Below are 25,179 nucleotides of genomic sequence, written 5' to 3'. Positions count from 1 at the left end.
TCATCGCAAATAATTGCGTCTCAGGAAAATATTTGGAGGTTCAATTTTTAAGAATTGGTGGAGAAACCTTAATAGAGGAAAAAGGCTAAATGTTCTGAAAGTTTGTATTGAAGCGGTTTCAAGTACTTTATAAAAGCTGATACCATTCAGCGCAACTCTTTAACAAAAGCCTCTTATTCTTGAAGACTCAGTTTGTGTGGATGATGGTGGATAGGAAAACGACTCGCTTTCCGTGGACATGTGCTGATCCTCCTCAAACTTCGTTTCCCGGGTTCTCAACTAACATATTCATCTCACAGGAGTCTCGCCGTTTTCCCATCCACCATACGTTATAAAGAGGCTCGAAATGATTTCTTCTGGAGTGAAGCATCTGCGGACTAAAAATGTTGAGAATACAGCATTGTCATTGGTTTCCTTACAAGTAGAAGGCAGTTTCTCATTAGGAGGATTTCGAAAACTTCCTATGGTAAGGGGCGCTGGAGAAGAATGAGACTCCCGAGGGAGAAGGAGCGAGGAGTGATCCCACAGGGCGCAGCCCGAGGAAGCACGCCCGTTTCCCCGCAGGAAAGTGTTCAAATGCGGAATCGCCCCGGTAGACCAGGCTCGCATAATTAAAAGGAATGGGCTTGTTCATTCCGTTGATGTTCTGCTTATGACGCGATTGTCTGGGCGATGCAGCTGGACGAATCCTTCCCCAACGCCCCTACACCCCCACAAATTTCTCGAAATCAGCTCTTCCAGAATCCTGCTAATTAGTTGAATAAAAAAGCCATGCTGATCATAATTGACCAGCACGGCTTATCGTCACCCTTCATTAATGAAGTGATTGTACTTCGCTAATTGATGATTCAATTCTCCGATTGGAACAAATCTCGCTTTACGGTAAAGCTCTTTCCCTTCTGAAAAGAGCAAAACAGCGGGCACTGTCATAACCGAGTACTCTCCTGCGACCCCTGGAACTTCATGAGCATCAATATGTCTGGATGAAATGTTCGGGTAATCCTCTAATAGTTCTTCTATTTGTGGGAGAAGAGCGTGGCAGACAGAGCAGTTTGGTTGAGAAATATAGAGAATAGATAAGGTTTCATGATTAACAAAAGATTGTGCCTCTTCTATGGAGTGAACGGATTTCATTAAGATCACCTCTCTATTAGAATGTTCTTATTGTAGCAATGAAATTCTCTTTCATCCTCCTATTTGCTTATATATAGGAAGAAACGGCTATTAAAAAGCTTAACGCTGCTATTTTCCCTCTTCATTTCCTATTTATTCCTCAAAGTGACTTGCAAATCCCTTTGCCTTCCGCTATAATCTTCTCAAATATTCTTAAATTCTAAGAAAAAGAGAGTAGCTAATGTGGAACGGACAGCGAGTCAGGGAAGGTGGAAGCCTGATGCGAATCCCCATAGTGAACCGGACTTTTGAGAAGCCATCCTGAACTTTAAGTAGGTATGGCCGGGGACCGTCCTCGTTACTAAAAATCAAGTGGCTTTTAGCTAAAAGAGTGGTACCGCGAGCGTAAACCTCGTCTCTTACAAAGAGACGGGGTTTTTTGTTTTTTCTGCTAGAGCAGTCGCTGGATACCCGTTTGAATTCCACACCCCAATGAATGAATAGGAGGAGTACTATGGAAAAACATATCTTTGCTTTGCAATTATCTCATTTATTAGGAGAAACCTTTACTCGCGAATGGATCTATGAACAAATAGAAACACCGAAACAAGCCCATTTAGGTGATCTAGCCTTCCCGTGCTTTCCGTTAGCAAGAACATTACGTAAAAGCCCCTCTGATATTGCGGCTGAACTTGCCCCCAAGATCAAACACGATGTCTTCGCCGATGCTAAATCAAACGGAGGGTACTTGAACATATTTCTGAATCAGTCTTTTGTTACGGATCATACGCTCAAGCAAGTTCTGACAGACCCTTCTCTCTACGGTCATCATGATTTCGGTGATGGTAAAACCGTTGTACTCGACATGTCTGCTCCTAATATAGCCAAACCTTTTTCAATGGGACACTTACGCTCAACAGTCATCGGAAATGCCATAGCCAATATAGCTGAGAAATGTGGTTATAAGACTGTCAAAATTAATTACATCGGGGATTACGGTACCCAGTTCGGAAAACTATTGGCAGCCTACAATAAATGGGGAGATGAAGAGAAGATTAAAGCCAACCCCCTCAAAGAACTGACGAAGATTTACGTGAAATTCCATGAAGCAGCAAGCGAGGACCCTTCACTTATAGAAGAAGGAAGAGATTGGTTTAAAAAACTCGAACAGCAGCATTCTGAAGCACTCCAACTATGGAAGTGGTTTAAGGAAGTTTCATTGGAGGAGTTTAACAAAATATATGAACTGCTCGGCATCTCTTTCGATCTAACACGAGGGGAAGCCTACTATAACGATAAAATGGAACCTACTATTGATTTACTGAAGGAAAAAGGATTATTAGAAGAATCAGAAGGTGCGCAAGTAGTACCCCTAGACGAAGAAAACATTCCTCCATGCCTCATTCGTAAAAGTAATGGAACGACGATCTATGCGACTCGTGACCTCACAGCAGCCATCGATCGTTTCCAATCTTATCATTTCGACGAAGCCTTATACGTTGTGGGTCACGAGCAAACCCTGCACTTTCAGCAAGTAAAGGTTGTGTTAGAAAAAATGGGATTTTCATGGGCGAAAGAAGTGAAGCACATCCCATTTGGCATGATGTTGAAGGATGGGAAGAAAATGTCTACCCGCCAAGGGAAAACCATATTACTTGAGGAGGTTCTAAAAGAAGCTATCCAAAAAGCCTCTATCAATATAGAAGAAAAGAATCCTTCTCTTAAAAATAAGTCAGAAGTCGCCAAGCAAGTTGGTGTGGGAGCAGTTATCTTTCATGACTTAAAACACGACCGACACAATGACGTTGAATTTTCACTTGAAGATATGCTCACCTTTGAAGGAAACACAGCCCCTTACTTACAATACGCTTATGTACGTGCCAGCTCTCTACTTACAAAAGGGAAGTTCGATTATGAAGTAACTTCCACAGAGCTTGGTGATTCATTGACTTGGCCGTTAGTAAAACTGATTCGAGAGTATCCCTATGTGGTTAAAGATTCTTACGCAAAATATGATCCATCAAAAATCGCTAAATATCTTCTCGACCTAGCCAAAGCATTCAATAAGTATTATGCAGAATCTAAGATATTGGAGAGTGATAATCTGAATGCAAAATTAACATTGGTCTATGCATTTACAATTGTATTGAAAGACGGATTGGCCCTTCTGGGTATGGAAACTCCAGAAAAAATGTAGAAATTAAGTCTTAAAAGGAGTTTTCTTATTACTACTCCTCTCCTTTTCCTTCCTTTATAATGATCTTTGTGACTACACTAAAGATTGGAGGGTCTGACATGGATGATACAACGAATAAGAGCACTTATGAATTTTTGGCTGATGATCCTGATTTTAATGTTAAACCTATTATGATCTCTCTTATCATTGGTGCCTTTTTTGCCATATTAAATGAAACGCTTTTAAATATTGCTTTAACGACCTTAATGGAACAATTCAATATTACAGCTCCCATCGTTCAATGGATGGTAACTGGATTCATGCTTGTGATGGGAATCCTTATTCCTGTATCAGCCTTACTTCTGCAAACCTTTACAACAAGGCAAATGTTCATAGGAACGATGACCGTATTTACTTTAGGAACGACCATCTGCGCTCTTGCGCCAAACTTCGGCGTCTTATTGACCGGAAGATTACTACAGGCAGTCGGCACTGGCCTGTTGATCCCTATTATTTTTAATACGTTTTTATTGATCTTTCCTCCAGAACGTCGTGGTGCTGTGATGGGCGTTGTAGGAATGGTGATCATGTTTGCTCCTGCTATCGGTCCGACACTTTCAGGAATTATTGTAGAGCACCTCGGCTGGCGCTATTTATTCATAACAGTCATTCCGTTTGCTCTATTTTCCATTGCATTTGGATGGAAATACTTAAAGAATGTTGGAGAAGTGACGAAGCCAAAGGTCGATGTCATTTCAATTTTACTTTCTACAGTAGGATTCGGAGGTATCGTTCTTGGATTTAGTTTTGCCGGAGAAGGAGAAGCCGGATTTCTTCAGCCTCACGTCTATTCATTGATCTCGGCGGGAGTCATCGCCCTTATCCTTTTCACGTTTAGACAACTGAAATTAGACGATCCACTTCTGGATGTTCGTGTTTTCCGCTATCCGATGTTTTCTTTAGCCGTTATGTTGTTTATTATTGTTATGATGGCAATGTTCTCTTCTGAAATCATTTTGCCGATGTTTATGCAAGGTCCATTAGAGCTTACCCCAGCTGCAGCCGGACTGATTTTGCTGCCAGGTGCTTTATTGAACGGACTGCTCTCCCCGGTGATGGGTAAGCTCTTTGATAAGTTCGGCCCGAGATGGCTTATGATTCCAGCAACGGGAATTTTAGCTGTCACCATGTTCTCCTTGAGCCAGGTCAGTGCCGATACACCTGTCATCCGTATCATTGTCAGTTATTTACTATTGATGCTTTCCATTTCAGCGATCATGATGCCTGCTCAAACGAACGGATTGAACCAACTTCCTAAAAAACTCTATCCACACGGCACTGCCATTATGAATACATTACAGCCTGTTGCTGGTGCTGTGGGGGTTGCTGTCTTTATTAGCATTTTAACAGCTAGACGGCAACTGTACTTAGACAATGCGGATAACCCAGCTTCTCAAGCGGTCATTAGTCAATCAATGGTTGCAGGTGTAGAACTCGTTTACTTCATTGCCTTTGGAGTTGCAGTGATTGGTTTTATCATTGCTTTGTTTGTTAAACGGGCAACTCCTCAAGATATTCAAACTACAGCATCAGAGCAATAGAAAGATCAAGATCCCATTCTTTTAAAGAATGGGATCTCAGTTTATCTAGAAGGAAAAGAGGTCCATTAGAAACAGAAATTTCGCTTAGAGCTATGTCATCTTATATAATAGAAATCAAAAGGAGCGGATCTATGATGATGAGTCCGATTTATTATGTAATTATCATTGCGATCTCCATTATTGCGCTTGCTGGAACGCTCATGGTCGCTAAACAAATGACGAAAGAAGAAAAAGAACTTACTTCCGAGGACGAAATAGAAAGCCTTAAAAATGATGGAAAAAACTCGAGCATACCATTGTTGTCTATCATTTATGCCATCACGGCTGTCATCACAGTTATTCTTGTATGGATATTTATCTTTTAAATCCTCCTCTTACACAATATAAAGCCAATACACAGTTAAGATTCCGGCATCAGCCATGGCGTGACTGAGGATAGGGGCTATTAATGATCCCGTCTTTTTTCTCAGGTAACTCCAAAAAAGTCCGGCAAGGAATACAGGGATAACCGAGACCATGTTCATCGGCCATTCAAAGAATGGCAGAACAGATAATAAATGATAGATTGTATAAAAACCAGCAGTCAATACAACAACGATTCTTTCTTTAAAGCGCGTTAACAAGTATCCATGCATCACCCCTCGCCAATAAACTTCTTCCAATATCGGATTAATGACAAGTAAAACAAGTACAAGACCTATCCCGGAAAATTTCCACCTATCCAAAAGTAATCGGATATCCTCCGCATCTAAGACAACGGGATGAAGCATTGTTACAGCCCCTACAATGCCTGCAAAAAGAACAACCCCACTGAATACACCTGAAATAACAGATAAACGTGGACTCCCTTTAGGAAGATATTTTCTCAGAAAGATGCTCCCCGTTAATAGCCACCCGTAAAAAAGCAAAAATGTAAGAGGAACATTAGAAAAAATATATAAACCGATGAAAATCATCGTAAACGGACCAAATAAGTAAATGAACAATTTCATGTATTTTCCGACCCTTCAGTCATTTAATTCGCATTTTAACATACACTGTACTAGCTCAAAGTTGTCTTTAACGCAGGAAACAAGTAAAACATCAATATGCGTAAAGGAGATTACATCATGAAATTACTTGGATTGAAACTGGTGAACTTAGCAAGCTATCTTTACTTACTGGTCGCATCCTTTTTCCTCGCCGGAAACTCTATGGGCAGCTCTTCAGACAAGGTGCTGGTCATGCCTGCACCGTTCGCTTTCTCGATTTGGTTCGTCATCTACCTCCTTCTGCTATTCTTCATTTTCAGATCCTTCTTTGCCTCAGAAGAGTTAAATGCTGTGATAAGAAAGATCGGGTTATGGTTTCCTCTCAGCATGATTCTTTCCGGTACATCGGTCGTTGTCGGTACTACTCCATCGATCTTCTTTATTGCCCTTTCCCTCACGACTCTTTGTGTTGTGTACACCCTATTACAATCTATTCCAGAACTATGCCGAAAAAACCGCGCTCCTTTCTCTATCTATCTGGCATGGACATCAATTGCAACGATTGTGGCTACGTTTGTAGTATTAAAAGAAAATCAGCTTAGTGAACTATTCACCATTGGAGAGCTTGGATGGTCTGTGATTATACTTACGGTTGGCGGGTTAATTGCCTTCGCGTTTCACTTTTACCATAAAGACTACCTATTCCCTCTTGTATTTATATGGGGATACGGAGCCATATTCGCTTATCAGGAAAACACGTTGATCCGTTTTATTACAGGGGCCTTTGTCATTATTCTCTTATTTATTGTATTCTTCAGTTTTTTAAAAAATAGAAGATAAGGAAAACCAGGGGTGCTTTTCAAAAGGCACTCCCTATTCATTTCCAGACTTTTTACATGAACTTATTATTCAAGTGGAATACTAGAAACAGAGGCGTGATAAGCTTAAATGACACAACACCAAATAATGGACGCATTCAACTAGTACTTCGTGAATATCTTATTACAACCATGTTCCTACTCAGCTTGTTTCAAGATAAAGAGAGGTAAGGGGTGTACGAAATGGCGAAAAGATTCTTGTTCCAGAACATTTCGCATAAAAAAATGGATTTCGAACAAGTTTTTTCCCACATTCTTCATTTTATGAAAAAGGATCCACTGGGAAACTATCGCTTGATGTTAGGTACAGATTCACAAGTTCATCCGGATCACACAATATTTATTACAGGGATTGTCATCCAGCGTGTTGGCAAAGGCGCCTGGGCCTGTTTCCGCAAAGAACGGGTGAAGCGTCTAATGACGACTTTGCACGAACGAATTTCCTACGAAACTTCCTTGACGGAAGAAGTAGCAAGTCTGTTTACCGAAGAAAAGAAAAATGAGCTGATTGATGTTGTTCTTCCCCACATTTATAAAGGGGCTACGTTTACAATAGAAGGCCATATTGACATCGGTTCAGGGGAGAGAAATCGGACAAGGGTGTACGTCAATGAGATGATGGCGCGGATTGAATCACTAGGTATAGAAGCGAAAATTAAACCAGACTCCATCGTAGCAAGCAGTTATGCCAACCGTTACACAAAATAAAACCAGTGAATCCTTTGTTCCCTATCATACGTATAATAAGTAGAGATAAGAATGGAGGACTGGTCATGAATCAAAAAGCGATTACATCGTTAACTCTTGGTATCATGTCTTTATTCATACCAATTGTCGGTTTAATCTTAGGAATTCTTGGTCTTGTGTATGCGAACGGAGCACTAAAATCCATTTCCTATACAAGTGAAGATGGAAAGAAAGCAGCCGTTGCCGGAAAAATCTGCAGCATTGTGGGGATCTGCGTACAAGTAGGAGTTATTTTACTGGCAGCGCTAGGTTCGATTTTCTTTTTTACTGTTGGATAAAATGATAAAACCGTCCCGGGTCCATCCCGTAACGGACTTTTTATTTCAACAATAGTCATTCTCTTTAATTTTTAAGACAATCTAATTACAAAATTATCCCATTCTGTATTGTTAATATTTCGATTCGTTCTTTTAGTCTATACCGATTGTGATAGAGTTTGATTTCATTGAAAAAAATCAGCATTCCGCTTTTGGAATACTGATTTTTTTCAATTATTTAGTTTTCTTTAACACTTCTAACACCTCTGAGGGTTCTGCACGATCCTTGTAGTCAGCTTTTGTATATTCGTAGACAATCGTTCCATCTGTATCGATGACATACGTTGCCGATACAGGTAATGTCCACGTTTCATCTCCATTATGCTGATCTACATTCAAACCTTTGTCTTTATATATATCAACGAGATAGTCTGGCAGCTGATAGACGAGATTGAATTGGTTCGCGACTTCATTGCTGACATCGCTTAGCACATGAAACTCAAGTTCATTTTTTTCTGAAGTAGTTAAAGAATGGTCAGGGTTTTCTGGACTAACGGCTATCAGTTCTCCGCCTGCTTCATGGACCTCACTAAGGATCTCCTGGTAAGCGCGTAGTTCCATGTTGCAGTATGGGCACCAACCACCGCGATAAAAGGTCAAAATGACAGGGCCTTTTTCTAATTGCTTGAAAAGCTCTACTGTATTTCCTTTTGCATCAGGCAAATTGAAGTTAGGTGCTTTTTCACCCTTATCGAGACCTTTGCCTTGATCGGACTGTTCCAAATCATCAATAGCCTTCTTCATTTTTTGCTGAACGTCTTCCGGTGTGGCCGCTTTAAACTTTGAGATGTATTCTTCGTAATGTTTTCGCATTGTTGTTTCCATTAGAAAAACCCCTTTCCTCTAATTCATAACCAAGTATACAAGTCAGCAATAAAATTATGAACTAATCTGCTTAGACTCTTTTGTAAAAACTAAAGCTAATCCGATAGCAAGAAGCCCTGCTGTCAGTTTTCCGATTAATACTGGCAAAATCATATCCTTCTCTACACCAGCGACGAACGCAAAGTGGCTTCCTACTAGAAACGCACCGCTGACAGCAAACGCGGCGTTCACAACTTTACCCCTATCATCCATATCCTTCATTGTTGCAAGCATTGGTAAGTGGTGAGCAATCGAAGCGATCAGTCCTGTCATTGCTGTTCCATTCACCCCTATCTTATTACTCCACTTCGCAAAGTACTTTTCTCCTCGCTGATTGATGAATCCGACCAATGGATACGCACCTGCCAGGGTAACCGTAATTCTACCTACGATCGTCACCCCTTCAGATAATGGTGCCATTCCAGGAATGACGGTAAAATCCGTAAGCGTCTCAATAATAATGGCCGCAAGCCCAGTAATGATTAGGAGCTCTACGGCTTTTCCAAAATACGAGAATATCTGGATCGTCGCATTCGTAAACAACCATAATCCTAAAGCGATAAGCGCAGAGACTAAAATGGTTGGAAGTAGATTTTTCATCATCCAAATCCACTCAAACCCCGCAATAAATCCTCCAACGAGACAGCCAACCGGTATGGTCATCAAGCCGATGAGAATGCCCTGAGCGAAAAGTCGACGATCGCCCTTTTGAATGACAGTCAAGGCTACAGGGATAGTGAAGACGAGCGTCGGTCCCATCATTGTGCCTAAAAAAGCCCACGAGAAAATAGCCGCTTCCTCCGTTTGTGCAAGGGAATTAGCCAATGGATAAGCGCCCATATCAATCGCAAGAATCATAGACGCAAACATCGATGGATCGGCTCCGAAACTATTATAAACAGGGGCAATGACTGGTGCGACCCACTTAGATAATACCGGAGCAAGCGAAATGATCCCAACCATTGACAGGGCAAGCGGCCCCATCATTGAGAAAGCTTCATAGAAACGCCACCCTAATGAAAGACGATGATTCAGCACATAATAGTCCAATGCCCCAAGTACCATAAAGCCGCACATAAGAATTAAAATTGCATCATTTAACCACATGAGGACTCCACCAACCTAACAACAAAATTTAATGGCGGCTCTTATAGAGGCGAACACCGCCTGCCCACCAGTCAATACCTACGAGTTCAAGTCTATTCTGCTTATTGACAAGGACATCCTTCCCCTCAGTTGTAATAAATAAACGAGGATTCGCCTCCGCCTTTTCAAAATTAGGCAGTATTCCCTCTACGAACAACAGAGGGGAATTACCAACGCACATTTCTTTTAGCAGTGCTGCTATATGTAAATCACTTAGTCCGTCATTCACCCTATGTTCGGAAACTCTGTTGAATAAATCTCTAAACGTCATTACTTTTTCATTTAGAATGTCCAGCATAAGGTGCTCCACTTTATTCAGTCCGTTTTCTGCAGAAGGGAAATAATCGAGGTGAATTTCCATTGCTTGCTTTAAGAAAGGAAGTGGATGTTCTTCATCATTCAACCACTGGAATACATGCTGCTCATACTTCGACGTATAGACTCTCCAACCCGACTGGGCTTCAACTAATTGTTCTAAACTTACTTTTTGTCTATATAGAAAGAGCTCGGACAGCTGCTTGCTCTCTAATTGGCCTAATCCATAGAACGGTTCAATTCCAGGGTACTTGTCTATAGTCACCATGTATAGAGAAACATTCTTATCTGCGAGTTTATGTAAAAGATACATGAGCATGGTCTGATCGTAGCGGTCGTGCTCCATCCACAGACAAATCTCTGCCCCTTCAGGAATGCCTTCCAATTTCTTTTCTTGATTATGGCAATTTCGGATGAACAAAGGCGATGGAATTTCTAGTTTTTCTTCAAAAAAAGCCGCTCTTCGACTGATCATTTCCTCAGTATTCCAGGAATAATGAAGCGGCCCCATGTCATACAGTTCTCTCCAAACGATAATGTCTCCTTTGACATTTAACTTCTTGCCTACTTCGTCTCCATTCACAATATGAATCATGGCAGCTCCTCCAGTCATCGAGTTATTACCTTCCCTTTCAATTTTTCATAGGAGATATCCTTCCTCCCTCTTTATAGTAGAGCACAAAAAAAGACCTCATTAAGAGAGGTCCTTCCGTCTTATCTTCATAATCAGCCAATCCCGCAAGCAACGGAACCGTTCTTTTGGAAATATTTCTGGTGATACTCTTCAGCTTCATAGAAAGTGGATGCTTCTATAACTTCTGTAACAATTGGACGTTTAAAGATGCCTTTTTCGTTCCACTCGTTGATTTTTTCTTCAGCGATATATTTCTGGCTGGCCCCATCATAAAAGATCACAGATCGATACTGATGTCCTACATCAATGCCTTGTTTGTTTCTGGATGTTGGATCATGCGATTCAAAGAAGATATTGATCAGTTCAGAATACGTAATGACCGTTGGATCATATTCGATCTTAATTGATTCAGCATGACCAGTCTCACCAGATTTCACTTGTTCATAAGTGGGATTCTCAACGAACCCTCCTGTATAACCGACTCGAGTTGCTGTTACACCTTCAAATTTTTCAAAGAATGCTTCTACTCCCCAGAAACATCCTGCTCCAAAAATAGCTGTTGCCATGTCTCATCTTTCCTTTCCCTAACGCAACTTCTACCGAGAGCCTGACGGTTGTATATAACACTAAAAGACCCCTTCTCTTATCCAGTGTAAGAAAAGGGGTCGTAAATATCCGTACGATCCTCTCATCTCTTAGAATGCCTTTGCACTCTACAGGAATTGGCACCGTTCTCGTCAATCCTTAGATTGATTCGATGGTTGCCGGGCATCAAAGGGCCAGTCCCTCCGCCTCTCTGGATAAGAAGTTTCCGTTATTATTTTTATTGTAGTTCCCATCTTACAATGTTTTGATAGTGAAGTAAAGGCGAATGCTAAAAAAAATTCCAATTTTGCACATTCAGCTTTCTTTCCCTTATTGTATTCACTTAATAAAAAGAAAATGCTAGGAAAAAGACCTAAAATAGCTACGACTGAAACATGTTATTTTTCATAGCATAAATGGCCGCCTGCGTCCTATCGTGTAAACCGAGTTTACTCAGAATACTGCTTACGTGTGTTTTGACTGTTTTTTCCGATATGTAGAGATCAGCAGAAATTTCTTTATTGCTTTTCCCTAATGTAATTTGGTAAAGGACTTCTTTTTCCCTTTTTGTAAGCTTGAACACGGACGGGGAGTCGGATTGTTTCTCTTTCTCACCTGTCATTTGTGTTAACAGTAGGGATGTGGCTTTAGGATGGAGCTGCTGTTGTCCTTCTTTTGCCATACGAATTGTCTTTACTAGATCATCTGGCTCAATGTCTTTCAATTGATAGCCGACAGCTCCCGCTTGAAGAGCAGGGATGACGTGATCCTGGTCGGAATAACTGGTTAAGACAACTACCTTAATTTCTGGATGATCTTCCTTCAGCCTTCTAGTCGCTTCTACTCCATCCATTTCAGGCATCATCAAGTCCATGAGTATAACATCTGGCTGAAGTACCTCTGCAAGCTTCAAAGCTTCCTGCCCGTTTTCAGCTTCCCCGACGATGTCAATGTCAGGCTGGGTATTTAAGAAGAAACGCAAGCCCCTTAATACGACAAGATGGTCATCGACCAACAACACTTTAATCTTCATGAACATTCTCCTTTTTGTTCCAAGGCAAAATCACCTTTACTCGTGTTCCTCCCCCAGACCTGCTCTCCACCTGTAACGATCCTCCGATTAACTCTGCCCGCTCTTTCATGCTTGTTAGTCCTAAGGAACGCTTTCCGGTCTCACGAGATAGACGCTCAAAACCTTTTCCTGTATCTCTGATGATCATCGTCACCCCATTTTCATCTTCCTGCAATGTCACGTTCACGAATTGGACATTTGCATGCTTGCTAACGTTATTTAGAGACTCTTGGGCTATTCTCCATAGAGCTTCTTCAATGGTACGCGGGAAGTCGGGCACATCTGACACATCAAAATTCACGGTTAGACCTAGATGTTCGGCGTATTTATGAATAGCCGTTACCAGCCCCTCCTCTACACCCACAGGACGAAGCTGCCAAATTAAAGATCTCATCTCTTTGAGCGATCCTTGGGATAAGGAGAGCATTTCTTCTAAGGGCTCTGTAAGGGATGGGAAATCCTTTGAGATAACTTCTCTCGCACCCCGAGCAAGCAAAGAAAGAGAAAACAACTTTTGGTTAACAGAATCATGAAGATCCCTTGCTAGACGTTTCCGTTCTTCATAAAGCAGAATTTCTCCCCGCTGTTCCTGTAAACGGATACTTTCAAAAGCCAGTGAAATATGTGCTGTCAACGCTTGCAGCACTTCCAAATCGCTTTCGCTTAGCGCTTCTGGATCAGAAGTGGCTGCAAATAGAACTCCAATATGTTCATCCTTCATGGTAATGGGGGCAGCGATGGATGAATACCCTTCAATGATATGTGAATGGAGGTTTGTCAAAAGCGGTTTTTGCTGTTGGAAACAAGAAGTTATTTCGTTTACTTCTTCTAAAGGGATATGATCAGGCAGCGGGTTTGGAAAAAGATAAGAGCTCGATGATCTTAACTGCAATCCACTTCCATCTTTTGTATAAAAACCGATATTCGACCACGGGAATTTTTCCTTACTTTTTTGTACCACTACATCGGTAAGAGAAGTTATTGTGGATGCCTTCCAAATAAGCCTTGTCACTTCATTTAAATTCGCAAAACTTTCTGCACGCTTTTGCTGAGCGTGAAAAAGCCTCGTCCGTTTTACTGCGGTACCAATTTGATAAGCAACTGATTGCAGCAAAGTCAATTCTTCTTTGGTAAAATGCTCTTTTCCAGGGGAGGCAACATTTAAGATTCCAAACCGCTCCTCTCCTGCTGCCAGAGGAACAGTCGCATGGTGGGTAATTCCTTTCGTTTCTCCCCAGTCATACTGCAAAGCGTCATCCAGTCGCTTGCATTCAATAATATTAATCGGGTCCACCAAATCTCCCTTCCAATACCTGTTTAAGCAAGAACAGCTTCCCGTACACATCGGCTTTTTCCCTTCCCAGGTTAACGCAGGTGGTAACCGGACGTCGGCCACAAACCTGTAATGAGGTTTGTCACCAACAAGAAATATCCATCCGGTCTCAAGTTTAGTGAGTTCCAAGAGCTTCTCTAATACCGTTTGTAGCATCTGCTCAAGGTCATTGGAACGATTTAACGTTTCCGCTATTATTTTTAACGTATTCATTTCCTGGTCGTTTTCGTAAGACATTCCTTCACCTCTTCACCGATCCTAGCTTTTAACAAATAAATAACGATTAAATTCACTTAAAGTCCCGCTTATTTGCTCATACGATTCCTCAGTAAGGCGACCACTATCTATAAAACATTCAGGGTCAAAAACAAATTGTTCCGGGATAACCAATGCATACAGACCTCTTGCCACAGTTCGCATCTGATTAAGAGCATTGATGCCGCCTTTCCCGCCGCCAGCGACCGCAAGCAATAACGTTGGCTTGTGTCTGAATGTATCACCGTTTAGGAATTCTAACGCGTTTTTCAATGATGCACTCATACCATTATGATATTCAGGAGACAGCCACACAAATGCCTCTGCCCATTCGGCTTTTTGGCGTAAATGCTGTACTTCTGGCAATTCATCCTGTTCCTTTTCTCCATTGAATAAAGGTAAGTGAAGTTCACTTAAGTCGATCAGGTCTGCTCCTAGTTGTTCTGCAACAAGTCGTGCCGCAATTCTAGTTCTCCCTGTTCTTCTCGGTGTCCCGCTTATAACCACGATGTTCATGAGAAGACCTCCTTTTCTAATACACTATGTGAAAAACAGTCTTCATTCATCGGTAGTAGGAGGGGTTCGAGAAATCGTAAAATAGTCTGAGTCTTCTACAACTTTAGTCTAATATTTATGCCTAGAACAGACCAGGTTTTTCTCGTGTTAAATTTAATACAAGGTTTCATTCCTCTCGACGATTTAACCCAAGGCGTATTACTTTTGCTGCCAGCCCCGAACTGAAAGTGAGAATTGTATAAATCCATACCCACATAAAAAAAGTCGTGTTAAAAACGGTAAACATCAGGGTAATAGATACAAGAGCAACCAACAACGGCATCATCCATACGTTCTTGAATACAAAAAACCCTAAAAACCCTAAAACGATCGATGCAGCAGGAAATACAAAGAGGACGAGCTGAATAAAACCACCCATTTCTTACCCTCCAAGTCATTTTAGTGTAATATTACACCGAAATATGGTAGCATTCAAATATATGGAAACTTGCTACCAAGCAGAAAGGATGATTCTATGTACGGATTAGATGAAAAAAGAGATCATGTTTTAAGCTTTGTTGAAGAGATTTCACTTGATGAGGCAAAGAAAAAACCTTCCGAGGATCGTTGGTCGATTTTAGAGGTGCTTGAACATTTATTTTTAATGGAGCAGCTTATTGTCCATCAAATTGAACAGGCTCTTAAGAGAGGAGATCAGCAGCAAACTTCTGATAAGCCGATTCACCAAACTACAAACAGGAAATACAAAGTGGAGGCCCCTGAATCTGTCCAGCCAAAAGGTCAATTTAAGAATCTTGAGGATGCGAAAGAAGGTCTGAAGAAAACACGAGAAGCCACTCTGTTTCTTATACATAACAAAGATACAGAGACATTAAAGAACCGTGTCTTCCCTCATCCCGCATTTGGTGAGATGAACCTTGCCCAATGGATTGAATTTATCGGGTGGCATGAAATTCGGCACTTGGACCAAATGAAAGAAGTCAAAGCACAACTGAATCAATAAAGAAAACCCTTGAGCCTCTGATGCTCAAGGGTTTTTCGATTACTTATGATCCTTTGGTTTGACTTCTTCTCCATTTTTGCCTGAGTAACGAAGCCCCCAGCCTGTCCATGCTGCAATGAACATAACGATCAGAAGACCCCAACCTTGAAAGACAAAAGGGAACACTTCTGTCGGACTGATAACTGGCAGGAATTCATATTCTTCCGCAGCTCCCTGGACGGTCGCCCATGCGAGAAGCACACCCCCACTCCAAGGGAAAATATAACCAAGCGAAGATGTCACGGTATCAAGAAAGTTAGCTCTTCGATACGGGTGGATCTTCATCTCCGTTCCTAGTTTTCTTACGAACGGTGCGGCTGCAATCTCCGCTGCTGTATTAATTGTAATAAAGATATTTAAAAAGGCTACGATTCCGAACATGGAAAGCTCTGCACGTCTGACCACATTCTTTATAATACGTAAAAAGAAGTTCTTAATAACTTCCATCGTACCTGCAACTTCCAGCAGGTGCGCCGCTGCTAAAATAAACAGAATAAGGATTGCCATATTAAAATAGCCCCCAATTCCATTCATCAAGGCTCCCTCGATTACCGCTTCACCTGCGTCATTTTGATAAATGTGGATAACTTCCGTTAAAGAAGTTCCCGTCAGGATAATGAACACGATGGATACAACAATTCCCCATGACAAGGATGTAAGCAAGTGATGTCCGCTTAAAGCCAAGTATAAGACTAGGGCAAATGGAGCTAGCATGAGCAATCCGTTTGGCGAGACTTGATTTTGCAACTGAGTAATAACTTCACGGCTTCCTTCGTCTCCGCCGCCCCCAAAAATAACAAATAAGAGCAAAGCCGGAATGGCAGCGGCAATCGAATATTTGAATCTTGAACGTACAACGCCTGGGACATCCGCTTCTTGCGTCGTTGCAGAAACAATCGTTGTATCTGATACAGGCGCAAGGTTATCACCGAATACTGCACCACTTAAGATGGCTGCTAACAAGATGACTGGATCAGCTCCTAAAATTACTCCTGCCGGATACATAAGGATACCGAACGTAGCTACCGTACCATACCCAGTTCCTACAGCTGTGGCAAATAACGCTGAAAGAAGGAAAGTAATACCTACAAAGGCTCCTCCTTCAAGTCCTGTTTGAAATCCAACCCAGATTAATCCGTCAACTAGCCCGCCTGCTGATAAAAGTTTCGCAAACATTCCCGCCCAAAACCAGGCGATAACGGCCACGACACCTACCGGCTGCGCCATACCGGATATTAAACTCTGGGCATAATCAGCCCATTTTGATTTACAGAAAAACAGGCCGAGCGCGACACCGATCACCATTCCAAGCACGAGTGATTCTTCGGTTACAAGTTCTGTCACACTCAATGTGATAGCCCAAATAATGAAGAACACTAAAGGTATCGTAGCTGCAAAAACACCGCCTCTGAATTCCAGACGCTGAACCGATTTTTCCCCTAATGCTTCATCAATGACTTCGTTGTTCTCATGATGTGCCATAAAACTACCTCCTTCGACAAATTGCTACACTATTTTAACATTACTACTTTATCATTGTAATCGCTTTCAAATAAACTGCGAATTTTTTCATAATTTAAAGTAAAAAAGTGGTATTAGCATTATGAATTATAGGTTAGTATCCCACTTAGTCCCCTGAATATAAAAAACAAATTTCTATAGGTATATGACACCTATTACTGTATAATATACAGTATAAGATCTATGGAGGTGAGGGGTTGGGTAAATTATTAAACTCGTTGATTACAGAAATGCGACGAGGAGCCCTGACGTTAGCTGTTTTAAGCCAATTAGATTCCCCTCAGTACGGATATTCTTTAGTGCAGCGTCTAGAAGCCTCGGGACTCGTGATTGATCAGAGCACCTTATATCCCTTATTGCGCCGTCTTGAAAAACAAGAATTGGTAACAAGTACATGGGATACGACAGAAAGCCGTCCTAGAAAGTATTACGTGCTGAGTGAATATGGAAAGGAAATTTTTGTGCAGTTGAAGGTAGAGTGGGAAAAAACTTCAAAAGAGCTTCATAACTTACTAAGAGGAGAGAAAAAATGATGGATCTGATTAACCTTTATGTTTATGAAGTTACTCGCAGGCTGCCGGAGAAAATACAAGATGATATCGCACTTGAGTTAAAATCAACGATCCATGATATGCTTCCCGATGATGGATACAATGAAAAAGATGTGAAACAAGTGTTAGAAACTCTCGGAAATCCGGCCACACTTGCCAGCCGTTATAAAGACAGTCCATCCCACTTAATTGGTGGTCCCTTTTATGAGTCCTACCTTTCAGTTTTGAAAATCACTTTACCCATTGCACTCACGGTTGCACTCATCTCTTTAATTGCGGCAGAAATCGTCAGTTATGATGGCCAGGAAAACCTCATCGGAACTCTACTAACGATTTCCGGTAAAGCGATCAGTGCCGCCATTGAAGTGGCTATACAAACCTTTTTTTGGATTACAATCACTTTTATTGTCATAGAAAGAACCGTCTCGTCTGACAAACTTCCTGAAACACCTTTTGGAAAGAAATGGATCCCAGAACAATTGAAGGTGACTGCCGTCATCCCAAAGAAGCAGGCCATCTCCAGATGGGAAATATTTTTCGGTTTACTATGGACTGCCATTTGGGCTACCGTCTATTTCAAAGCAAGCCATTTAATTGCCATCTATATGTTTAATGATCAAGAAGGAATAAGGCAGACAATACCGCTTTTCAATGAAGATGTATTACTCTCTTATTGGCCCATTGTCGTATTGTTACTGGGAGTAGAAATCACTTTATCGATATCCAAATGGTTAACTCGTCAGTGGACGAATAAACTGGCTGTCGCCAACCTTCTATCCAACCTGCTGTTCGTGGGGGTACTTTGCTTGATGGTTACAAACAATGCATTATTTAGTACGGACGCTATGGCCTTCATGTCTGAAAACTTAAACAACCACACTGAGCGAATCCTCCAATGGGCAAAATTAACGCTTATTCTCACCTTCCTTGTCATTACAGGTATTGATTCATTTGAAGGGTTCAGAAAAGCAAATAAAGGAATTGATTTGAATAAGAAACTTGATATGAGCAAGCCATAACCCATCTCTTTTCCTAACTGGGAAATTATTAAAAAGTGTCCAATTTAAAGACAAACGAATATTAGAAGTAATTAATTTCTCTGAAATAACGACTTCGGAAATACACTCCGTTTTTCGCGGGCTGTTGAGCCCTCGCTGAGCGAAATAATGACAGGAAATGGCGATATTTCTCTATAACCATAAAAAATCCGAACGATGGGAAATCTTATCATGAAACTTCCCATCGTTCGGATATTAGAATGGCTAAAACACTTTCGTCCCAGCCCTTAATCTATTCTCTCCTATCCCATAAATGGATAGGATTCACAGCCTCGGACTTTAGTTTTCACTTTAAAAAGCCCACCTGCTTGAGGATATTCCTGCAATTTCTCTTCACTCATGCCTTTTCTTGCTGTTGTAATGAATAATTCATTCATATCTTTTCCGCCAAACACACAGCATGTGACGTTGAGAGCTGGGACAGGGATTTCCTCTATTTTCTCACCAGAAGTAGGGTTCCATCTGGAAACTCTCGCTCCGCCAAAGTGAGCGATCCACAGCATACCTTCTTCATCGATCGTCATCCCATCAGGCGCACCCATTTCTTTTTCAAAAGAAATAACCGAAACAGAATCGCTGATTTTTCCTGTTTCTTTATCATAGTTATACCGAAATACTTGGTTTTCAGGTGTATCAATATAATACATCTTCGTATGATCAGGCGACCAGGCGATCCCGTTTGAAATACCTACCCCTGTGATCTTTTCCTTAACAGATAAGTCATCATCAAGGCAATATAGGGTTCCGCTTCGCTGCTGTTCTTCCTTATCCATCGTCCCTGCCCAAAACCTCCCGGCTGGATCACACTTCCCGTCATTAAAACGGTTGTGAGGCAAATGTTCTTCGGGGTTGTCAATTGGATCCATTTCATCTGACATCCAATTATAAAAATAAAACCCGTTCTCAAGCGCAAGCACGACTTCTCCATTATCTCTCGGTGCAATCGCTCCAGGGATTTGTCCTATCTCGATGGTTGTGTTCTCATGCTGTACAGGGTCATAACGGTGGATCTGCTTTTGTAAGATGTCCACCCAGTAAAGGATTTCTTTCTCACGATCCCAACTGGGACCTTCCCCTAACAATGATTTTGAATCTACGATGAGTTCTACAGACATGTTTCATCCTCCTAGGTCAGGTTTATATATATCCTAACATTTATTTCCTCTTATTCCCGCTATTCCATTGTTTTGTAACTCATTCTTAAATAAAAATTTATGGAAATTTCGCACTTTTAAAGATAGCGCTTACAATGTTATGAGTGCTGAGTTTATAATTAAACATGGAGGGAATACAGTGATGTCAGGGCTTAGCTAAATATTTGACTATACACATTATTCTGATAACATTATGAAAACATGGTGAAGACTTTTGTCCATCATAAATAAACAATTACAGGAAGGTGACAGTGTGACTACTCAAAGTAGAACAAACGATCATACTACTCCATTACGCCAGGACATCAGTTCCCTTGGTAAGATGTTAGGAAACATTCTCGTTCATCATGGCGGTGATGAACTCCTAAATAAAGTAGAAACAATCCGAACACTTACTAAAGATCTGAGGAACAACCCTACTCAAAAAACATACGACCAACTAAAAGAAGAGATCCATAGCCTCGAACCACCGATGCGCGCCCAAGTGATTCGCGCGTTTTCTATCTATTTTCACCTCGTCAATATCGCTGAACAAAACCACCGTATTCGCAGACGCCGCGAATATCAACTTAGAGAAGACCACGGTGTACAGCCCTTCTCACTCGATAGTGCTGTACAAAACCTTAAAGAAAATAATTTCTCTAAAGAAGTCATTCAAGATGTATTAAATCATCTATCTTTAGAGCTGATTATTACAGCTCACCCCACAGAAGCAACAAAGCGTACCGTACTTGAGATCCAAAAGCGAATTGCTACGATTCTGAAACAGCTGGATCATCCGCAATTGACGAAGCATGAAAAAGAGAGCTTGCTAGAAAGCCTTCAAAATGAGGTGACCGTTCTTTGGCAGACCGATGAGCTTCGCGAGCGAAAACCAACGGTTATGGATGAAGTACGTAACGGACTTTATTATTTCGACGAAACGCTATTTGAAGTTCTGCCGGATATTCATCAGGAGCTGGAAACGCGCTTGGAAGAAGCTTATCCTGAGGAAGATTGGTCGGTGCCGAACTTCCTGCGTTTTGGTTCCTGGATTGGCGGTGACCGCGACGGAAATCCAAATGTTACCCCAGAGGTAACTTGGAAAACCCTTCAAAAGCAGCGTGAGCTTGTTTTGAAAAAATACGAAGGAGTCATCGTTGAACTGATGAAGCGATTCAGCCACTCTACATCACAAGTAGAAGTATCTGAGAAGCTAGTTCGATCTGTCCAAGAGCAAGAACCCCTGCTTACAAAAGACAAAAAGTGGCGTGCGGAAAAAGAAATTTACCGCCGCAAATTTGCAATCATCTTAGAACGGCTGCGCCAGGTCGGAAAATCAGAAACAGGTTACCAGTATGCTGATGAGTTACTGGAAGACTTAAAACAGATTCAGGAAAGCGCCATTACTCACCAGCCAGGAAAAGGCGAGTTGAAAAAATTACGCAAATTAGTTCGACAAGTAGAACTGTTCGGATTCCATTTAGCTACACTAGATATTCGAAACCATAGTGGTGAACATGAATCAGCCATTGCCGAACTTCTGAAAAAAGTCGGTATCGTTGAGGACTACAGTTCTCTTGAAGAAAGTGAAAAACTGAAGGTCCTTCAAGACGTTTTAAAAGATCCACGTCCTATTTCATTGTTGAATGAGGATTATTCTGAATCAACTCAGGAAATGCTGAAAGTCTTCCAAATGATCCGCGAGGCACATATTGAATTCGGAAGACGCTCGATCGAGGTATACTTGATCAGCATGACTGAATCGGCGAGTGACATGCTTGAGGTTCTTGTCCTTGCTAAAGAGGCAGGTATTTATCGTCTTCATACAGATGGCACAGTGGAAAGCAATATCAATGTAGCTCCATTGCTTGAGACCGTCGACGACCTTGTTGCAGGACCTGAAATCTTGAAAACTCTGTTTGAAATGGGTGTTTACAATAAACATTTAGCTCAACATGACAATCACCAGGAAATCATGCTTGGGTATTCAGATGGAAGTAAAGACGGCGGGACGCTCACTGCCAACTGGCGCTTATACAAAGCTCAGCAGGAAATCCATGACATGGCACGTGATTACAATGTAGGTCTTAAATTCTTCCACGGCCGAGGCGGCTCACTAGGACGTGGCGGAGGCCCGCTAAATCGCAGTCTTCTCTCACAGCCGGTCGAAACTCTTGGTGACAGTGTCAAAATAACAGAACAAGGAGAAGTATTATCTTCCAGGTACATGCTTACAGACATTGCGTACCGCAGCCTTGAACAAGCCGCTTCCACACTATTGGAAGGAGCTGCAAATGTCTCTCAAGAATCTGAACAAGGCCACCACCGGGAAGAAGCATGGGAAAAAGCAATGGAAGAAATCTCAGAAGTTTCTCTTAAGGAATACCAGTCTCTTGTATTCGGAGACAAAGACTTCCTAACATACTTCAATGAAGCGACGCCTCTGCAGGAAATCAGTGAATTGAACATTGGGTCCCGACCAATGAAGCGGAAAGACAGCTCTAAGTTTGAAAACCTTCGCGCAATTCCATGGGTTTTCGCTTGGACACAAAACCGCCAGCTGATTCCAGCCTGGTATGCTTCAGGAGCAGGTTTATCACACTACGCTTCTCAAAGTGATGAGCATCTAGCTCAGCTGAAACAAATGTATGAGAGCTGGCCATTCTTCCGCACAACCATCAACAACTTGCAGATGGCCTTAACGAAAGCTGATATTCAAACTGCGAAAGAATATACAGCACTTGTGAATGATCAGGAAGTCGGCGAACGCATTTTCAATACAATTGTTGAGGAGTACGATCGCACGAAGGAAGTGCTGTTGCAGATCTCCGGAGATCAGGAATTATTGGATCACCAGCCAACCATCAAAGATTCGGTGCGACTTCGTAATCCATACGTTGATCCGCTGAACTTCTTACAAGTGGAGTTGATTAAAGAGCTGCGTCAAAATGAAGATATCAATGATGACATTCTTAAAGAAGTGCTGCTGACCATCAGTGGGATTGCAGCTGGTCTTCGTAACACAGGTTGATTCTAATATAAAAAACTGTTGGCTCAGATGCCAACAGTTTTTTTGTTTTCCTTATTCCTTCTATGGGCATACCTGACTACCTTTTACACACTTGGGCAACAACGAAACCTTAGAAGTAGCTGATCTGCAGCATATAACAAAAAACTAAATTTAATAACCCCAGCCCAAACACTGGACTGAGGTTATGATTAGTAAAGTTTTCCTTGTCGATACATAATAGTAGAAAGCTTCATCACAGCGTGGATATAGCTATTTTGCCTCAAAGGAAACGGGTCCCCGAAAAATTGTGGGAGAATTGTATCCATCGTGTTCTTCATTCTATCGAATAAACGCTGGTAGACTTCATCTTCTGTCATAAACTGCGCTTCTCTTCCTTGAATCCATTCATAATACGATACGATAACACCGCCGGCATTGGCTAAAATGTCAGGGACGATTAAAACTCCTTTATCAGCAAGGTATTTGTCCGCACCTTCAGTAATCGGTCCATTGGCCCCTTCGATAATGATTCTTGCTTGTATATCCTCCATGTTGTCCTCGTGAATCTGATCTTCTAAGGCTGCTAAAAGGAGAACATCAACGTTTAAGGTAAGCAGGTCGTCACGCTCTCGTATTTCCGCTTTGATTTCATGATGTTGAAGCTGTTCTTCATTCGTTGGTAAATCGCCGTCATTTTCTTTGCTGAATTTCACTAATGCTGGAATGTCTAAACCGTCCTCATTGTATAACATAACGTTATGATCACTGACAGCCACGATCTTATTCTGCAAATAGTCACATTTATATGCTTCCGAAGCAGCTACTGAACCAAGATTACCAAATCCCTGAACAGCCATAGTCAGCTTCTTATCATAATGATCAAGCGCGGTGTTGGCGAATATATTTTCCGTTTCACTTAACCACTTTTTATTTTCTTTCACATAATTGTGCATCATATAGCGGAAAGTGTAATAAACACCTCTACCTGTTGCCTCTCTTCGTCCTAACGAGCCGCCGTTAACAATACTTTTTCCTGTGAAACTGTTCCGATAAGGCTGCCCCGGATGAGTGTTTTTATATTCCCCCATCATCCAGTCCATTTCTCTTTCTCCTGTGCCTACATCGGGAGCGGGAATGTCTTTATCAGGTCCCAGAATGTCTTCGAAATATTGGACATATTTCTTACAGATCAAGTTGAGTTCTTTAATCGTATATTCTTTTGGATTAATAACAACGCCACCTTTTCCTCCGCCAAAAGGGAGTTCATGCAGCGCGTTTTTCAAAGTCATCAGTTTAGCTAAGTTCGACACTTCTCCTTCGTTAACCGACTCATGAAAACGAACCCCGCCTTTGTAAGGTCCTACTGTATCACTATGCTGGACTCGGAAAGAAGGAATACGCACAATCGTTCCGTTTTCCAGTGTAATCCTTAAATAGGATTTATGTACGTGGTTAGGTGTCGAAAGCAATGCGACAAGTGACTTGAACGCCTGTTCGCGGGTCTGTGCCTGTAAATCAGGTAAAAAGGATTCATCTTCCATAAGAGCTTTTAGAGATTCTTCGATAATGTTTTGCTGCTTCTGCATAGTTCCGATTCCTCCGTTCTATTCTATTGGTCCTGCGCCATTTCTCCTTATCTAGGAATATGTTTCCCTAAATCTGGTGGATGAAACGTTTTCTGGAGGATTCAGCTTCTTGTCTGATTAGAACTGTTTTTAAATTTAGAGCAAAGTATATAGGAACTCAGCAGTTTTTATATTTGCAAACCCTTTTCGAAGCATATGTATTCCTGATGACCTATTGGTTTTGATTTAAAAAAGACACTCCCTCTTTTCTGGTATCCAAGTTTTTTATATAGATATAAAACCTTTGCGTTATTAGAAAAGGCATCGAGTCTGACACTGTCATATCCATTATCCATGGCATATTCCTCACAAAGCTTTACTAATACAGGACCTAGTCCCCTGCCTTGTACGAGTGGGTTAATCATTAAAGAGTGGATGATCGTCGGATTTTTCTTTTCCCAGTTGATGACTTTCCATTCCTCTGATTGCCACTCGCTTAGGACAACATGGCCTAGTATAGAATTATTTTCCATTAGAACGTTAAGGAACTCATTTTCTATACATTCATGGAAGTATGCTTTGTTTGGATAGAATTCATCCCATTGGAGAATTCCTTGTTCCAAAAGGGCATCACGGCAGTTCAAATAGATTTTATTTATTTCTTCTATCATTTCAATATTGGCTTTAACTAACTTATAAGACAGGTAGTCCATATCAAATTCCCCTCTGCAGTTTAAGTAAGATTAGTATTCGACGTGGACTTTTGATTTCCT

At 41.4% G+C, this 25,179-nt stretch carries 25 protein-coding genes, 1 riboswitch and 1 other annotated feature; of the genes, 11 read left to right on the top strand and 14 right to left on the bottom strand.

Going from position 1 to position 25,179, the window contains the following annotated elements; all coding sequences use genetic code 11:
• Positions 1 to 346: 346 nt before the first annotated feature.
• Positions 347 to 490: a hypothetical protein gene (locus ACRYKC_RS06650; RefSeq protein ID WP_433805956.1), complete on the top strand. Its 144-nt coding sequence runs from the start codon at positions 347 to 349 to the stop codon at positions 488 to 490.
• Positions 491 to 804: 314 nt separating this feature from the next.
• Here the strand turns inward: ACRYKC_RS06650 and ACRYKC_RS06645 are convergent, their stop codons facing one another.
• The gene (locus tag ACRYKC_RS06645) at positions 805 to 1,134 is read right to left on the bottom strand and encodes a thioredoxin family protein (RefSeq protein WP_433805955.1); all 330 of its coding nucleotides are present in this window, start codon (positions 1,132 to 1,134) and stop codon (positions 805 to 807) included.
• Between the two features lie 192 nt (positions 1,135 to 1,326).
• Positions 1,327 to 1,536: a binding site (T-box leader), on the top strand.
• Between the two features lie 91 nt (positions 1,537 to 1,627).
• Between ACRYKC_RS06645 and argS the strand changes: the two genes are divergently transcribed.
• The 3 genes from argS to ACRYKC_RS06630 all read left to right on the top strand — a co-directional run bounded on the left by argS (position 1,628) and on the right by ACRYKC_RS06630 (position 5,255).
• Entirely contained in the window at positions 1,628 to 3,310 is a 1,683-nt protein-coding gene (argS, locus tag ACRYKC_RS06640) for an arginine--tRNA ligase (protein WP_433805954.1), read from the top strand.
• Between the two features lie 98 nt (positions 3,311 to 3,408).
• Positions 3,409 to 4,890 carry an MDR family MFS transporter gene (locus tag ACRYKC_RS06635; RefSeq protein ID WP_433805953.1) on the top strand — a complete coding sequence of 494 codons (1,482 nt, stop codon included), beginning with the start codon at positions 3,409 to 3,411 and terminating at the stop codon, positions 4,888 to 4,890.
• Positions 4,891 to 5,024: 134 nt separating this feature from the next.
• Entirely contained in the window at positions 5,025 to 5,255 is a 231-nt protein-coding gene (locus tag ACRYKC_RS06630; protein WP_433805952.1) for a hypothetical protein, read from the top strand.
• 9 nt (positions 5,256 to 5,264) lie between these two features.
• Here ACRYKC_RS06630 and ACRYKC_RS06625 read toward each other — a convergent pair whose 3' ends face one another.
• Complete coding sequence (locus tag ACRYKC_RS06625; RefSeq protein WP_433805951.1) at positions 5,265 to 5,882, bottom strand: CPBP family intramembrane glutamic endopeptidase; 618 nt, start codon at positions 5,880 to 5,882, stop codon at positions 5,265 to 5,267.
• A gap of 117 nt (positions 5,883 to 5,999) precedes the next feature.
• Between ACRYKC_RS06625 and ACRYKC_RS06620 the strand changes: the two genes are divergently transcribed.
• From ACRYKC_RS06620 to ACRYKC_RS06610, 3 genes are all read left to right on the top strand, one after another.
• On the top strand, positions 6,000 to 6,701 hold the full coding sequence (locus tag ACRYKC_RS06620) for a hypothetical protein (protein ID WP_433805950.1): 702 nt from the start codon (positions 6,000 to 6,002) through the stop codon (positions 6,699 to 6,701).
• A 221-nt stretch (positions 6,702 to 6,922) separates the two neighbouring features.
• Entirely contained in the window at positions 6,923 to 7,447 is a 525-nt protein-coding gene (locus ACRYKC_RS06615; protein ID WP_433805949.1) for a ribonuclease H-like YkuK family protein, read from the top strand.
• A 65-nt stretch (positions 7,448 to 7,512) separates the two neighbouring features.
• Complete coding sequence (locus tag ACRYKC_RS06610; RefSeq protein ID WP_433805948.1) at positions 7,513 to 7,764, top strand: DUF4190 domain-containing protein; 252 nt, start codon at positions 7,513 to 7,515, stop codon at positions 7,762 to 7,764.
• Between the two features lie 213 nt (positions 7,765 to 7,977).
• Here the strand turns inward: ACRYKC_RS06610 and ACRYKC_RS06605 are convergent, their stop codons facing one another.
• From ACRYKC_RS06605 to ACRYKC_RS06570, 8 genes are all read right to left on the bottom strand, one after another.
• Positions 7,978 to 8,628 (bottom strand): peroxiredoxin-like family protein, encoded by a 651-nt coding sequence (locus ACRYKC_RS06605; RefSeq protein ID WP_433805947.1) that lies wholly within the window; start codon positions 8,626 to 8,628, stop codon positions 7,978 to 7,980.
• Between the two features lie 54 nt (positions 8,629 to 8,682).
• A complete protein-coding gene (gene eutH / locus ACRYKC_RS06600; RefSeq protein WP_433805946.1) occupies positions 8,683 to 9,774 on the bottom strand; it encodes an ethanolamine utilization protein EutH in 1,092 nt (363 codons plus the stop codon).
• Between the two features lie 28 nt (positions 9,775 to 9,802).
• Positions 9,803 to 10,723 (bottom strand): DUF1835 domain-containing protein, encoded by a 921-nt coding sequence (locus ACRYKC_RS06595; RefSeq protein ID WP_433805945.1) that lies wholly within the window; start codon positions 10,721 to 10,723, stop codon positions 9,803 to 9,805.
• Positions 10,724 to 10,854: 131 nt separating this feature from the next.
• Positions 10,855 to 11,328 carry a peptide-methionine (S)-S-oxide reductase MsrA gene (gene msrA / locus ACRYKC_RS06590; RefSeq protein ID WP_433805944.1) on the bottom strand — a complete coding sequence of 158 codons (474 nt, stop codon included), beginning with the start codon at positions 11,326 to 11,328 and terminating at the stop codon, positions 10,855 to 10,857.
• A gap of 119 nt (positions 11,329 to 11,447) precedes the next feature.
• Positions 11,448 to 11,569: riboswitch (SAM riboswitch) on the bottom strand.
• A 160-nt stretch (positions 11,570 to 11,729) separates the two neighbouring features.
• Positions 11,730 to 12,380: a response regulator gene (locus tag ACRYKC_RS06585; RefSeq protein WP_433805943.1), complete on the bottom strand. Its 651-nt coding sequence runs from the start codon at positions 12,378 to 12,380 to the stop codon at positions 11,730 to 11,732.
• Positions 12,370 to 13,989: a GAF domain-containing sensor histidine kinase gene (locus tag ACRYKC_RS06580; RefSeq protein ID WP_433805942.1), complete on the bottom strand. Its 1,620-nt coding sequence runs from the start codon at positions 13,987 to 13,989 to the stop codon at positions 12,370 to 12,372. The genes ACRYKC_RS06585 and ACRYKC_RS06580 overlap by 11 nt, the downstream gene beginning before the upstream one ends.
• A 21-nt stretch (positions 13,990 to 14,010) precedes the next feature.
• Entirely contained in the window at positions 14,011 to 14,523 is a 513-nt protein-coding gene (locus tag ACRYKC_RS06575) for an NADPH-dependent FMN reductase (protein ID WP_433805941.1), read from the bottom strand.
• A 166-nt stretch (positions 14,524 to 14,689) separates the two neighbouring features.
• Complete coding sequence (locus ACRYKC_RS06570; RefSeq protein ID WP_433805940.1) at positions 14,690 to 14,941, bottom strand: DUF2651 family protein; 252 nt, start codon at positions 14,939 to 14,941, stop codon at positions 14,690 to 14,692.
• Positions 14,942 to 15,037: 96 nt separating this feature from the next.
• On the opposite strand from ACRYKC_RS06570, the gene ACRYKC_RS06565 reads away from it, so the two are divergent.
• Positions 15,038 to 15,526 (top strand): DinB family protein, encoded by a 489-nt coding sequence (locus ACRYKC_RS06565; RefSeq protein WP_433805939.1) that lies wholly within the window; start codon positions 15,038 to 15,040, stop codon positions 15,524 to 15,526.
• Positions 15,527 to 15,565: 39 nt separating this feature from the next.
• Here the strand turns inward: ACRYKC_RS06565 and ACRYKC_RS06560 are convergent, their stop codons facing one another.
• Positions 15,566 to 17,047 (bottom strand): Na+/H+ antiporter NhaC family protein, encoded by a 1,482-nt coding sequence (locus ACRYKC_RS06560; protein ID WP_433805938.1) that lies wholly within the window; start codon positions 17,045 to 17,047, stop codon positions 15,566 to 15,568.
• Positions 17,048 to 17,283: 236 nt separating this feature from the next.
• On the opposite strand from ACRYKC_RS06560, the gene ACRYKC_RS06555 reads away from it, so the two are divergent.
• Positions 17,284 to 17,619, top strand: coding sequence for a PadR family transcriptional regulator (locus ACRYKC_RS06555; protein WP_433805937.1), 336 nt, complete (start codon positions 17,284 to 17,286; stop codon positions 17,617 to 17,619).
• Positions 17,619 to 18,656 carry a hypothetical protein gene (locus tag ACRYKC_RS06550; RefSeq protein ID WP_433805936.1) on the top strand — a complete coding sequence of 346 codons (1,038 nt, stop codon included), beginning with the start codon at positions 17,619 to 17,621 and terminating at the stop codon, positions 18,654 to 18,656. Before ACRYKC_RS06555 ends, ACRYKC_RS06550 begins: the two co-directional genes overlap by 1 nt.
• Positions 18,657 to 18,937: 281 nt before the next feature.
• Here the strand turns inward: ACRYKC_RS06550 and ACRYKC_RS06545 are convergent, their stop codons facing one another.
• Positions 18,938 to 19,810, bottom strand: a complete 873-nt coding sequence (locus ACRYKC_RS06545; protein ID WP_433805935.1) for an SMP-30/gluconolactonase/LRE family protein — start codon at positions 19,808 to 19,810, stop codon at positions 18,938 to 18,940.
• A gap of 292 nt (positions 19,811 to 20,102) precedes the next feature.
• Here ACRYKC_RS06545 and ppc point away from each other — a divergent pair, with 292 nt between their 5' ends.
• Positions 20,103 to 22,862, top strand: coding sequence for a phosphoenolpyruvate carboxylase (gene ppc, locus ACRYKC_RS06540; protein WP_433805934.1), 2,760 nt, complete (start codon positions 20,103 to 20,105; stop codon positions 22,860 to 22,862).
• A gap of 188 nt (positions 22,863 to 23,050) precedes the next feature.
• On the opposite strand, the gene ACRYKC_RS06535 is transcribed toward ppc, so the two are convergent.
• Positions 23,051 to 24,427 (bottom strand): Glu/Leu/Phe/Val family dehydrogenase, encoded by a 1,377-nt coding sequence (locus ACRYKC_RS06535; protein WP_433805933.1) that lies wholly within the window; start codon positions 24,425 to 24,427, stop codon positions 23,051 to 23,053.
• 167 nt (positions 24,428 to 24,594) lie between these two features.
• Complete coding sequence (locus ACRYKC_RS06530; protein WP_433805932.1) at positions 24,595 to 25,119, bottom strand: GNAT family N-acetyltransferase; 525 nt, start codon at positions 25,117 to 25,119, stop codon at positions 24,595 to 24,597.
• Positions 25,120 to 25,179: the final 60 nt, after the last annotated feature.

The organism is Halobacillus sp. A1-3, from assembly GCF_050971765.1.
GTDB classification, from domain to species: Bacteria; Bacillota; Bacilli; order Bacillales; family Halobacillaceae; genus Halobacillus; species Halobacillus mangrovi_B.
This window is presented reverse-complemented; position numbering and strand designations above follow the sequence as displayed.